Annotated in this window: 9 protein-coding genes, 1 tRNA gene and 1 pseudogene; 7 read left to right on the plus strand and 4 right to left on the minus strand. The window is 72.0% G+C overall.

The window, feature by feature from the left end:
• Positions 1–175: 175 nt before the first annotated feature.
• From FNV62_RS22580 to FNV62_RS22590, 3 genes are all read left to right on the plus strand, one after another.
• Positions 176–1,690 (plus strand): MFS transporter, encoded by a 1,515-nt coding sequence (locus FNV62_RS22580; RefSeq protein WP_143655166.1) that lies wholly within the window; start codon positions 176–178, stop codon positions 1,688–1,690.
• A gap of 224 nt (positions 1,691–1,914) precedes the next feature.
• Positions 1,915–2,424, plus strand: a complete 510-nt coding sequence (locus FNV62_RS22585; RefSeq protein WP_097285038.1) for a DUF485 domain-containing protein — start codon at positions 1,915–1,917, stop codon at positions 2,422–2,424.
• A gap of 32 nt (positions 2,425–2,456) precedes the next feature.
• Positions 2,457–4,067 carry a cation acetate symporter gene (locus FNV62_RS22590; protein WP_097289020.1) on the plus strand — a complete coding sequence of 537 codons (1,611 nt, stop codon included), beginning with the start codon at positions 2,457–2,459 and terminating at the stop codon, positions 4,065–4,067.
• A gap of 8 nt (positions 4,068–4,075) precedes the next feature.
• On the opposite strand, the gene FNV62_RS22595 is transcribed toward FNV62_RS22590, so the two are convergent.
• The 3 genes from FNV62_RS22595 to FNV62_RS22605 all read right to left on the minus strand — a co-directional run bounded on the left by FNV62_RS22595 (position 4,076) and on the right by FNV62_RS22605 (position 8,937).
• Positions 4,076–4,963 (minus strand): cellulose-binding protein, encoded by an 888-nt coding sequence (locus FNV62_RS22595; protein WP_144315583.1) that lies wholly within the window; start codon positions 4,961–4,963, stop codon positions 4,076–4,078.
• Positions 4,964–5,150: 187 nt separating this feature from the next.
• Positions 5,151–7,943: an SUKH-4 family immunity protein gene (locus FNV62_RS22600; RefSeq protein WP_144315584.1), complete on the minus strand. Its 2,793-nt coding sequence runs from the start codon at positions 7,941–7,943 to the stop codon at positions 5,151–5,153.
• A 7-nt stretch (positions 7,944–7,950) separates the two neighbouring features.
• Positions 7,951–8,937: an SMI1/KNR4 family protein gene (locus FNV62_RS22605; protein ID WP_054233014.1), complete on the minus strand. Its 987-nt coding sequence runs from the start codon at positions 8,935–8,937 to the stop codon at positions 7,951–7,953.
• A 228-nt stretch (positions 8,938–9,165) separates the two neighbouring features.
• Here FNV62_RS22605 and FNV62_RS22610 point away from each other — a divergent pair, with 228 nt between their 5' ends.
• Entirely contained in the window at positions 9,166–9,675 is a 510-nt protein-coding gene (locus FNV62_RS22610) for a YwqJ-related putative deaminase (RefSeq protein ID WP_143601889.1), read from the plus strand.
• A gap of 79 nt (positions 9,676–9,754) precedes the next feature.
• Positions 9,755–10,249 (plus strand): SUKH-3 domain-containing protein, encoded by a 495-nt coding sequence (locus FNV62_RS22615; protein ID WP_143601890.1) that lies wholly within the window; start codon positions 9,755–9,757, stop codon positions 10,247–10,249.
• Between the two features lie 252 nt (positions 10,250–10,501).
• On the opposite strand, the gene FNV62_RS22620 is transcribed toward FNV62_RS22615, so the two are convergent.
• Positions 10,502–11,806, minus strand: coding sequence for a sensor histidine kinase (locus FNV62_RS22620; protein ID WP_144315585.1), 1,305 nt, complete (start codon positions 11,804–11,806; stop codon positions 10,502–10,504).
• Positions 11,807–11,973: 167 nt separating this feature from the next.
• Here FNV62_RS22620 and FNV62_RS22625 point away from each other — a divergent pair.
• A pseudogene (locus FNV62_RS22625) lies at positions 11,974–12,602 on the plus strand (hypothetical protein).
• A gap of 27 nt (positions 12,603–12,629) precedes the next feature.
• Positions 12,630–12,701: transfer RNA gene (locus FNV62_RS22630), tRNA-Gln, on the plus strand.
• The last annotated feature ends 84 nt before the right edge of the window (positions 12,702–12,785 follow it).

The raw sequence follows: 12,785 nt of genomic DNA on the forward strand, positions 1-12,785 counted from the left end.
GAGCCCTAGTGGGGAGAGACCCCTAGGGGCAGTCCACCCTTCGGTGGAGTCCCTCTCGGGGTTGCCTCCACCCTCGGTCCCAGTCAGCGTCCACCCTCCCGCTACGTGAAGGTCAAGTGAGATGGTGGGGGACGGCGGATAGTTGCAGGGGGAACCGATCAGGGGAGGCGCTCCAGTGGGCCAGGGGGACACCGGAATACGGGCCGCGGCGACGGAGCAACCAGCGGCCTCACGCAGCCGCAGGGGTGCCGTCGTCGCCGCCCTGATGCTCTCCATGGCGCTGGCCGCGCTCGACTCCACCATCGTCTCCACGGCCGTACCGCAGATCGTCGGCGACCTCGGCGGCTTCTCCGTCTTCTCCTGGCTGTTCTCGGGCTATCTGCTCGCGGTGACGGTCACCCTGCCGGTGTACGGGAAGCTGTCCGACACCTTCGGCCGCAAGCCGGTCCTCGTCGCGGGCGCCGCCGTCTTCCTCCTCGGCTCGCTGCTGTGCGCCACCGCCTGGAACATGGCCGCGCTCATCGCCTTCCGGATCGTGCAGGGCCTGGGCGGTGGCGCGTTGCAGGGCACGGTGCAGACGCTCGCCGCGGACCTCTACCCGCTCAAGGAGCGCCCCAAGATCCAGGCCAAGCTGTCCACGGTGTGGGCGACCTCGGCGATCGCGGGCCCCTCCCTCGGCGGGGTTCTCGCCGCGTACGCCGACTGGCGCTGGATCTTCCTCATCAACCTGCCGATCGGCGCGCTGGCGCTGTGGCTGATCGTCCGCCATCTGCACGAGCCGGTACGGGAGTCCTCCGGCCGCCGCCCCCGGATCGACTGGGCGGGCGCGCTGGCCGTCTTCGCCTGCGGCGGTGTGCTGCTCACCGCGCTGGTGCAGGGCGGGGTCGCCTGGGACTGGCTGTCGGCGCCGTCGCTCGCCCTGTTCGGTACGGGACTCGCGCTGATCGGTGCCGTGGTCGTGATCGAACGCCGGGCGGCCGAGCCGATCATCCCCGGCTGGGTGTGGCGGCGCCGCACGATCGCGGCCGTCAACCTGGCGCTCGGCGCACTGGGGTTGCTCATGGTCGCCCCCACGGTGTTCCTGCCCACGTACGCGCAGGCGGTCCTCGGCCTGGCGCCCGTCGCCGCCGGATTCGTGCTCTCCGTGTGGACGTTGAGCTGGCCGGTGTCGGCGGCGTTCAGCCAGCACGTCTACGGGCGGATCGGTTTCCGCAACACCGCGATGCTCGGCATCGGCACCGCGACCCTGATCCTGCTCACCTTCCCCTTCCTGCCCTACCCCGGCGAGCCCTGGCAGCCGGCCCTGCTGATGCTCCTGCTGGGCGGCGCCCTGGGCCTCTTCCAACTCCCCCTGATCATCGGGGTCCAGTCGACGGTCGGCTGGGAGGAGCGCGGCACGACGACGGCGTCGGTCCTCTTCTGCCGCCAGACCGGCCAGACCATCGGCGCGACCCTGTTCGGCGCGATCGCCAACGGGGTGCTGGCCGCGCGGCTCGGCGGCGCCGGGGACCTGGACGCGGTGACGCGGGCGCTGGGCTCGGGCGCGCCCGCCGAGCATGTGCGCCACGCGGTCGCCGACGCGGTCCACGCCGTCTACCTCGGCGCGGCGGGCGCCGCCGCACTCGCCTTCCTGGTCCTGCTGTTCGTGGCACCGCGGCGTTTTCCGGTCCTCAGGAATCCCGGGGACTGAGAAGAGCCGGTCGCCCAGGGCGGCAGGGCCGGAGTGGAACGGTCGGTTAACTCCCGGTGTAAATACGGGTAACACCCCGGGTCGCCGAAGTAAGCGCATACCGACCGCTCAGTTTGGTGAAAGCCTCACGCATACCGGCTACCTGCGAGTAGCGTGCGTGCCTCGCCCACCCCCCAACTCCCTGCGGTCCGCACCGGGCCCGAGCCACGCAAGGAGATCACGGGATGCAAGACGCGTTCTCGTCCCCCGAGCACCAAAGGCGGCACCAGCCGCCGTACGACCCGCTCTACGCACCGCCGCACTCGTCCCCACCCCCGTCCCCGCACCCCTTCCCCCACCACACGTCGCCCGCGCACCTCACCTATCCCTGGCAACCGCAGCCCCAGCCACCCGAGCCCGAGAGAAAGCGACAACCGCGTCACCACGCACTCGGCCGGCACAGCGACATCCGCGTCCTGCGCGGCGCCTACCGCCGGCAACGGCGGGTCGCGACGCTCACCGCGCTCGGCTACTTCACCCTCTTCCTCTTCCTGTCGGCGTTCGCGCCGGGGCTGATGGCGAGCGAAGTCTCCGGCGGACTGCCGACCGGACTGCTGCTCGGCCTGCTCCAGGTGCCGGTGACCTGCCTGGCGATCGGGCTGTACGAGTACACCGCGCGCCGGCGCGTCGACCCGATCGCGGACCGGATCCGCCGGCAGACCCAGCTGGACGCGAAGCGGGAGGCGGCCCGATGAGCCGGGTGTCCGAGGTGACCGCCCTGACGAGCATGGTCGGGTTCAGCAGTTCCGCGCGGGCCATGTCACTGGTGGCGTTCACGGCCGTCGCCACGATCACGCTGCTGCTGTGCGTGATGACCGGACCGGACCGCGACGACCTCGACGAGTTCTACACGGGCTACGGCTCCCTGTCGCCGATGCGCAACGGCCTCGCCATCGCCGGGGACTACATCTCCGCCGCGACCGTCCTCGGCACCGGCGGCGTCATCGCCCTCGCCGGGTACGACGGTGTCGTCCTCGCCCTCAGCACCGCCCTGTCGCTGATGCTGCTGATGTTCCTGCTGGCCGAACCGCTGCGCAACGCGGGCCGGTTCACCATGGGCGACGCGCTCGCACGACGGATGCCGGGGCGCGCGGTACGCATCACGGCGTGCGCCGCGACCCTCGTCGCCCTGCTGCCGCTGATGCTGGTCCAACTCGCCGGCGCGGGCGATCTGCTGGCCTTCATCCTCGGCTTCTCCAGCGACTCCCTCAAGACCGGCTGCATCATCGGCCTCGGCACACTGATGATCAGCTACGCGGCGATCGGCGGCATGAAGGGCACCGCCCTCATCCAGATCCTGAAGATCGTGATGCTGCTCGGCTCGGGCACCGTGGTCTCCGCCCTCATCCTGCAGCGCTTCGGCTGGGACCCCGGGGCCCTGTTCGACACCGCCGCCCGCAACAGCGGCGTCGGAACCGCGTTCCTGCACTCCGGCCTGCAGTTCGCGGGCGGACCCAACCCCCGTATCGACATGATCAGTTCGGAGCTGACCGTGGTCCTCGGCGGCGCCTGCCTGCCGCACATCACCATGCGCATGTACACCGCGGGCAGCGCCCGTCAGGTCCGCCGCTCGATGTCCTGGGCGGTGCCCTGCGTGGCCGTCTTCGTGCTGGTCATCACGGTCGTCGGGTTCGGGGCCACGGCGCTGATCGGACGGCCCGTGATCGCGGCCGCCGACCCGCAGGGCAACACGGCGTACCTGCTGGGATCCAGGGCCGCGTTCGGACCGGACGTGTCGACGGCCGAGACCCTCCTCTTCACGACCGTGACGACAGCGATCTTCCTCACGCTCCTCGCCTCGGTCGCCGGCATGATCCTCGCCTGCGCCAACTCCCTCGCCCACGACGTGTTCGCCGGGCGGATCCGGGAGCTGTCCCCGCGCCGCGAGATGACCCTCGCCCGCGTCTCCGCGCTCGCGGTCGGCGCACCGGCGATCCTGCTCGCCACCTTCGTCCAGCACCGCAGCCTGCAACCCCTGGTCACGCTGTCGTTCTGCCTGGGCGCCTCGGCCATAGCGCCCGCGCTGGTCTACGGCCTCTTCTGGCGCCGCTACACCCGCACGGGCCTCCTGTGCACCCTCATCGGCGGAACGCTGACCGTCCTGATCCTCATGACCGGCACCAACCTGGTCTCCGGCTCCCCCACCTCGGCCTTCCCCGAAGCCGACTTCAACTGGTTCCCGTTCACCACCACCGGCCTCGTCTCCATTCCCCTGGGCTTCGCCTACGGATGGCTGGGGACGGTGATCTCCGGGCGCCGCAAGGCGGAGGAACAGCGCAGACAGTACGAGGCGGTGGAGGGGTGGATCCTGGCGGGGGCGGTACGGAGAACGCCGTAAGAGCAGCGCTACTCCACCGGTGCCCGCCCGGTCAGCGTCATGAGACTCGTGCGCACCTCTTCCATCTGCGCCCGTACGTCGTCCCACCGCTCCCCGTGCTCGCGCAGCACCCGCTCCGTCTCCCGAACGATCCGCTCCTCACGAACACGGGCCTCGGCCAACACCTCAGCGGCTCGTGCCATCGCGCCTTCCTGCTCGAGCCTGGCCGCCTCCTCGGCCTCGGCCAACACACGCTCGGCCTCGGCCAACGCGGCCTCGGCGCGCACCCCCCGCTTCACGTGGTGCGCGTCGAGCCCGGCCGCCCGCTCCACCGCCGCACGCTCCGCCTCCTCCCAGCGCTCCGCGTGTTCCCTCTCCTGGTCGCCGAGGAAGCCTTCGGTGCGCTGCCGCACCTCGCGCAACGCCGCCAGCACCTCCCCCCGGCCCTCCTTGACCGCGCGACGGGCGGCGATCCGCATCTCGTCGGCCTCGGCGCGGGCGGCGAGGAGACGGTGCCGGGCGCGCTCCTCGGCCTCGCCGCGCAGCTCGTCGGCGTACGCCTGCGCCGCCTCACGCATCCGCCGCCCCTCCGCCTCGGCCTCCTCGACGGCCAGCCCGGCCGCGCTCCGCGCGTTCTCGCGCACCGCCGCGGCCTCCTCCTCGCCGAGCTCGCGAATCCGGCAGGCGCGCTCGCCGAGCGTCTCGTACGTCTGCGGGGCCAGCCGCGCCACGACCTCCCGCAGCCGCCCGACCTCCGCGTCCATCTCCTTGGCCAGGACGGTCAGCCGGGCGGCCCGTTCCCAGGCGGTGTCGCGGACCCGCGAGAGCGCAGCGAAGTACGCGTCGACCTGCTCGGGACGGTAACCGCGTCCCCGTACGGTCACGAAGCCGTGCGGCGACACCGATGCGCTGCTCATCCCTGGGCCCCTCTCCACTGTGCGACGTACAACACGATGTGGCGCACATCTTGGTGGATCAGGCGTAAGTGTTCATAACGCGACACTCCGCGCATTTGTAGCGGTCAGTCGCGTAAAAAAAGGGTTGGACCCGGTCGTACGACCGGGTCCAACCCTTTCGGCTCCCTGACGGACGCTCAGCGCCGCATCACAGCAGGCCGTCCCACATCTGCTCCAGCAGCACCGACCACCAGCTCTCCGGCGAGCCGAGCGCCGCCGGGTCGAGCGAGGCGAGCTGCGCCTGGAAGTCGACGGTCCAGCGGCCCGCCTGCTCCTGGTTGAGCCCGAACCGCAGCCGCCACATCCGGCCGAGCAGAGCCAGACAGCGCGCGAACTCGGGCAGCCCCGTGTTCACGAACTGCGGCGGCACCGAGGCACCGCCCGGACCCGCCTCCACCGGCACGGCCACGATGTTCGCGGTGCCGTACTGGACACAGATCGCCTTGCCGAAGTCACTGCCCATGACGAGGTACGAGCCCGCGTCCGCGGCCGGCTGCACCCCACGCTCCTGCGCCAGCTCGGCGAGCGTCGGCACCGGACGGCCCGGCTGCGCCTGCGCCCAGAAGAACGGGCCCATGTCGACCGGCAGTCCGGCCACCACCAGCGTGTGCGCCACGATGTTCGGCACACCCTGCCGCGACACCGCGGCCTGCTCGAACCGGAACAGACCAGGCCCGAACGCCGCCGCCAGCTCCTGCCCGATCGCCTCCGGCGGAACCGGCGGCGCGGGCTGCACCGGCGGAATCGGCGCCCGCACCGGCGCCGGACGCGCGGGACCGTCCGCCACCTGGTGCAACTCGCCCTGGTGCGCGAGGAGCTGGTGCATACCCTGCTGGCGGCTCGCGTGATCCGTGCCGTACGGCGCGATGCTGGTGATCCGCGCCTGCGGCCAGCTCTCCCGGATCATCCGCGCGCAGTACGCGCCCGGCAGCTCGCACGACTCCAACTCCGTGTGCAGCTCCAGAACTTGCTGCGGCGGCACGTTCATCGCGCGCAGCTCGTGCAGGATCTGCCACTCCGGGTGCGGGGTCCCCGGCGCCGAGCGCCGGATCAACTGCTGCTCGGAACCGTCCTGCGCGCGGTAGCGCAGTACGGCCTGATACCCCGGCCCGACGGTCGGCTGACCGGCCTGCGGGTAGCCGTACGCCGGAGGCTGCTGCCCCGGGGGCATCGGCTGACCGGGCATCGGCTGTCCAGGCATGGGTTGTCCGGGCATGGGTTGTCCCGGCATCGGCTGTCCCGGCATCGGCTGCGGCGCGCCCGGAGGCATGCCAGGGGCCTGCGGGGGCGGCGGTACACCGGGACCGGCGACCGGAGGACCGGCCGGAGGACCGGCCAGCATGGTGGCGGCGTGGTGGACACCGCCCGGGGGCGGGGTGCCCGGAGGCTGCGGAGCACCGGGCGCACCAGGTGCACCGGGCGTACCCGGAGGCTGGGGCGCGCCGGGAGCACCCGCGGGCGGACCCGCCAGCATGGTCGCGGCGTGATGGACACCCCCGGGAGGCGTACCACCCGGAGGCTGCGGAGCGCCGGGCGCGGCAGGCGCACCAGGAACCCCTGGCCCGTTCGGGCCGAGCTGCGAGACGAGCTGCGTCGGTACGTACCCACCCGCCGGGGTGCCCGGAGCACCGGGCCCGGACGACGGGGGCGGCGGGGCGCTCCCCGGCCGCACACCCGGTACGCCCGGGGCGCTCGGCGGAGGCGGCGCGCTCATGCCACCACCCCGCGCGCCCCTCGGCGGCGCCTGCGCCTTGCTGGTCGCGGCGTCGGCGATGTCACCGGCGTTCGGCGGCAGCGGCCGCGGCGGCGCGACGGGGGCCTGCCCCTGCGGGTACCCGTACCCGGGCGCACCGGGCGGGGGCGAGCCCTGCGGAACACCGGGAGGCGGAGGGGGAGGAGGAGGCGTGCCGGGAGCACCGCCGGGCCCCTGCGGGTAGCCGTACGCGGCCGGCGGTCCGGAAGGAGGCGTGCCCTGCGGAACACCAGGAGCCGGCACACCAGGAGGCGGCGTGCCCGGTGTGCCCGGCGCACCCGGGCCTGCCTGTGGGTAGCCGTACGCCGGCGGGGCCGTGCGGTCGTCGACCGCGGGCGCCTGTGCCGTGCGCGGGAGTTGACTGCCGCCGGACATCAGAGCCGTCTTGGCGTCCGGGGCCACACCGGGCGGCGCACCCGGACCCGCCTTGTCGTCGACGTCGGTCAGCGGCGGCGCGAACACGGTCGCCGGCAGCGGCACGGAACGGTCCTCGCCCCCGTCCCCGGCGGTGTCCGTCCCCGCCCACGGAGTCGCCGAAGCGGGCACGCCCGGCGCCCCCACGGCATCCCGCGGACCCGCGTCCCGCTCGTCACCGGCCGCGGCGGCGGGCCACGGCGGCGGCGCGTCCGAAGGAGAAGAAGGAGCGGGAGGAGCGGGAGGAGAAGACGGAGAGGGGGTCATCGAACCGCCCGCCGCGGAAGCCCCGTTGGCATGGGAACCCGCGTGGGAACCCGCGCCGGAACCCGCACCGAGGCCGCCCCCGGTACCCGCGCCATGGGCACCGCCGGCCGTCGCACCCGCCCGCCGATCCGGAATACCCAGCTTGTCCGCCGCCTCCTGCAACCACTCCGGAGGGCTCAGCAAGAACGACGTCTGGTTCAGATCGACCCGTGCCGGAGGCGCCGGGGCCGCTTCCGGGGACGCCTGCGGCACCCCGTACTCCTCCTCGTACCGGCGGATCACCTCACCGACCGGCAGCCCGGGCCAGAGCGTCGCCTCCCCGCTGTCCCGCGCGATGACGAGCCGCTGCGCGCCCCCGTCGGAACGCGGACCGTCGACGCGGTCCTCGGCCCACACCACGAACCCGAGTTCGAACTCCCGCACCCGCACCTCACGGTGCTGGTACCCGGGCACCTCGCCGTTGATCCACTCTTCCGCGCGCTCCTGCGCCTGCGCGAAGGTCACCATCGGACGTTCACTCCCCCAGGGAAGAGACGGGAACGGCGCGCGCGAAGCCACCGTCCACCATCAGGTTCGCCACCGTCTCCAACTCCGGCGGATTGCCCGCGAGTCGGGACAGGAACTGGTCGAAGTCGGCGCCGCAGGGCAGCAACAGCCGCTGCACACGCTCGGCCGGCGGCCAGGCGTCCTGGTCGCGGGCATCGTCGTACGCGCAGAACCAGACCGAGCCGATCGCGTCACCCTTCACCTTGACGGCGAGCAGGCCGCCCTGCACGAATCCGACGCACAGATAATCCTTGGTCAGATGGTCGCGCAGGCACTTGTTGATGTAGACGAGGTCGTTCACGGCGGCTTCCTCGCGCACCGTGAAGAACGGCTGGTCCACCAGCAGACCCAACTCCGCGTCGAGCGCGGCACCGACCGGCGCGCACCCGCCCGCGGCCTTCAGGAAGGACCGATAGGCACCCGGCAGCCGATAGCCGAGATCCTCCTCGACCCCGAGCACCTGCTGCTCGCTCACCGCGACCGACGACTTCGGCAGCCCGAAGTGCGCGGGCCGCGTGTCCTGCAACGGACGCGTCCCCCGCTTGCCGTGATCGACGGCCGCCGTCGCGATACCGCCGTGATGCCGCAACAGCGCCTTGACCTCCACGGGGACGAGCTCCATCCGCCGCGTACCCCGCACGTGGTGCCAGGTCCAGCCATGCGGAGTGGCCACGGGCGGAATCGTGTCCCACAGGTCGTGCCCCGCGGTGGCGAGCGCGGCGTTCGCCGACACATAGTCCGTCAACCGCAGTTCGTCCACGCCGAAACCCTCCGGGGGCTCGGCGATCTCCGCGGCCGCACGCGCGTACGGCGAGAAGTCGGGGTAGCCGTGCGCGTCGACCCGCACACCCCTGGGGTGGCGAGCGGCCCGGACCGGATCCGGGAAATGCACGACCTGCCCGGCGTAGGCCGCGTTCGGCGGCGCGGCTTGCTGCCCGAGCCGACCTGTCGTCATGGCGGTTGCCCCCTGCGGCGTTCTCAATAGCTGTTTGGATCGCGGATATCGACAGCCTATGCGGTTGGAAGACACCGGTCACCGGGCCTCCGGTTCCGTGACCTGCCGTCACCCCGCCGTGACGGTATGACGAAGCCCGGGCGTGTCGCGCGCCCCAGCTACCGCACCCGCCACGCCATTTGGCAGTCTGTAGCCGCATCGGGGGATGCATGGGAGGGAAGAACGATCATGAACGCGACACATACGGGCACGTCCGGGGACCCGCGCGTCGGCTGGAGCAGCGCCGAAGCGGCCCACGCACCCACCCTCCTGCACCGCCGCGACGGCATACTTCCCACCGTCGCCGCCGCCCTCTCCGTACGCGGCGCCACCCTCACCGGCACCGCCGCCCGCGGCGACCAGCCGCCCGCCCTTCACCCGCTGGTCCAGGACTTCCTCGACACCCTCACCAGCGCGCAACGCGACCGCTTCACCGGCCGCTGCGCCGAGGCGATCCTCATCTCCCGGCACATCGCCACCGCCGACGCCACCCGCAGCAAACGCGCCGCCCGCAAGCCGATGACCAACGGCGAGGCACGCAAAGCCCTCAAACAGGCCAAACTCACCGCACGCCGGATCCGCGAGGACGGCGACCCGCTGCACGGCAGCTTCGCCGCACCCTGCCGCGCCTGCACGGCGCTCAGCGACCACTTCGGCGTCCGCGTCGTCGACCCGACCGCGACGACCGGCGGCTCCTGAACTCCCCCATCCCCGCACCCGTACGTACGGCGCCCCCGCCGGCGCGCCGATGTCCCGACCCTCGACGAACGAAGGGCAGATGCACCCCGACCGCTCCTCCACCACACGCTTCCCCGTACCCGTGGACGCCGCGCTGCGCTCCGCGGGGTGGCAACCCGGGCGCTGGGACATAAAGCAGGCCGAGTACTGGGCCGACGCGCTACGGAGCCACGAGTCGTCCGCGGGACACCGGCACGCCGTGTTCCCCGCGGCGGTGGAGGCGTGGGCGGAATTCGGCGGACTGCACGTGAAGCCCTCCGGGCCCGGCCGCCAGCTGGCGCCGACCGCACTCCACTTCGACCCCCTGCACGGCCTCCACATGGCCCGCACCCTCGGCGACCTCGGCCGCGCCCTGGACACCGAGGTCTGCCCCCTCGGCGAGGAGTCCGACTCCCGCGCCCTGCTCGCCATCGACTCCGAGGGCCGCGTCTACGCACTCGACCACACCGGCGACTGGTACCTGGGCCCCGAGATCGACACCGCCCTCACCACCCTCCTGTCCGGCATCGCCCCCGTCCGCCTGACCGCGGGCTGACGGCCGGCCGGCCCCCAGGGAGGGTTCTTCCGCTGCGGACCGGTGGGGGCTGGTCGCGCAGTTCCCCGCGCCCCTAAGAGCCTCCAGCCCGTCCGGCGTTTGAGGACGAGGCCGGTCAGGCCGACAGGGGGCCGGGGGCGAAGCCGGTCAGGCCGACAGGGGGCCGGGGGCGAAGCCCCGGCCCAGGGGCGCGGGGAACTGCGCGCTCAGCCCCCACCCACCCGCAGCCGACAACCGCACCCCCCGAAGGGCCTACGCCGGAATCACCGCCGACACCCGGAACCCACCCGAATCCGTCGGCCCGGACACGAACACTCCCCCCAGCGCGGCAACCCGCTCCTTCATACCCACCAGGCCGTTACCACCACTGGGCAGATGCATGGCCGACGCCGACCCCGGCTCCGGCGGACACTCGTTCTCGACCTGCATCGCGATCTCCGCGTCGCGATGAGCGAGCCGAACATGCGTCTTCGCCCCCGCCGCATGCTTGTGCACGTTGGTCAGAGCCTCCTGAACCACCCGGTACGCCGTCTGCTCGATCTCCGCCGCGTACCCCCGGGTGTCACCCTCCACCGAGAGATCCACCACCATCCCCGCAGCCGCCGACTGCCCGACCAACTCGTCCAGCTCGGCAAGACTCGGCCCCTCGGCCCCGTCATCGACCGCCCGCGAGGCCGCCGCGGCCGCCACCCCCACGGCCGCCAACGGCACCGCCCGCACCCGCACGGACGACAACCCGTCCCCCGTACGCAGCACACCCAACATCTCGCGCAACTCCGTCAACGCCTGCCGCCCCATGTCCCCCACCAGCGCGGCGTTCTTCACGGCCTTCTCGGGATCCTTCCGCGCCACGGCCTGCAACGCCGCCGCGTGCACCACCATCAACGACACCCGGTGCGCCACCACGTCGTGCATCTCCCGCGCGATCCGTGTCCGCTCCTCGTTGCGCGCCCACTCCGCCCGCTCCTCGGCCCGCTCGGCGAGCAGCTGCAACTCCCGCTCCAACGAGTCCGCCCGCTCCCGCAGGCTCTCCATCAGCCGCCGCCGCGCCCCCACGTACAACCCGAGCAGCACGGGCGGCGCGGTCATCCCGATCGCGGTCGTGATGGAGACGAACGGAACGAACCAGTCCCCCATCGTCACGTCCCCGCGGACCATGCCCTGGTGCGCACGCACGAACGTGACGATCAGCATCCCCGCGAAGGACATCCCCGCGAGCGCCCCGATGATCCGGCGCGGCAGCTCGGACGCGGCCAGCGTGTACAGCCCGACGAGTCCCATCAGGAACCCCATCTGGGCCGGCGTGATGGCGATCGACACCAGCACGACCGCGATCGGCCAGCGCCGGCGCAACAGCAGCACCGAGCCGGCGACCAGTCCGAACCCCACGCCCACCGGAACCGGCAGGCCCGCGTCGCGCGCGAACGGAATCCCCTCGATCGCGCACTCCACCGCCGACGCCGACGCGAGGCTCGCGTCCAACACCGCACTACGCCATCTGACCCACCACCACGGCCCGGTACCGGCCGCGGTGTGCTCTTCCCCCGTCGTGGTCATGCCTCCAGCCTACGTTCGCACCCCGCCCCATTTCCGGTGACTTTCACCTCCTGGCCTCCACCACACCCCGCAATCGAACAGAAGCGAAACCCACCAATATCCCTCGAACTGCTGATTCACTCCCCGTTCGCCCACGGAAGATCGCATTCCGCCCGGACGGTATGCCCATGGCACATCCACAGAACAAGTACGCGGATTTCGAGACCCTGCGCGAACGAGCGACCACGCTGCGCCGGGCGGGACTGAGCCTCCGGCAGATCCGGGACGAACTTCAGGTCCACAACAAGGAGACCCTCCAACGCCTCGTCGCGGGCGAGCCGCCCCCGGAGTGGACGAAGCGCCCGAACGCGAAGGACGACCTGCGGGACAGGGCCCGAGAGCTGCGGGGGCAGGGCTGGACGTACAACGAGATCCAGGCGGAGCTGGGCTGCTCGAAGAGTTCGGTTTCGCTGTGGGTGCGGGATCTGCCCCACCCGGAACCACGCTGCACCCCGGAGGAACAGCGAGCCCGCATGAACGCGGGGCTCGCACGACTGCGCGCCGAGCAGGACCGGGTACGCGAGGAGACCCCGACGTGCCCGCCGCCGAGCGCTTCTGGGCGGATCACGTCGGGGCCGACGGCAGCTCCTTCAACAAGAGCACACTCAAGAAACACAACCCGAAAACGGTCCGCAAGAACGTCGGCGACAACTACAGGGGGTGCCTCGTGATCCACGTTCTCCAGAGCGCCGATCTGTACCGTCGCATCAAGGGCGCCTGGTACGGCATAGTGTTGGGTGCCGACTCGGCGACCTGACCAAATGTCCGGTTTAGTCGAGTTTCATCCCCCGTGGTGTAATTGGCAGCACTGTGGCTTTTGGTGCCATCTGTCCGGGTTCAAGTCCTGGCGGGGGAGCAACGTGCAGCTCGGGCCCTGACAGCTCTGTCAGGGCCCGCTCTCATGTCACTGCTGATACGCCCCGGTATCCTGCGGATGTCC

The sequence above is a fragment of the Streptomyces sp. RLB3-17 genome, assembly GCF_007113425.2.
Classification (GTDB): domain Bacteria; phylum Actinomycetota; class Actinomycetes; order Streptomycetales; family Streptomycetaceae; genus Streptomyces; species Streptomyces mirabilis_D.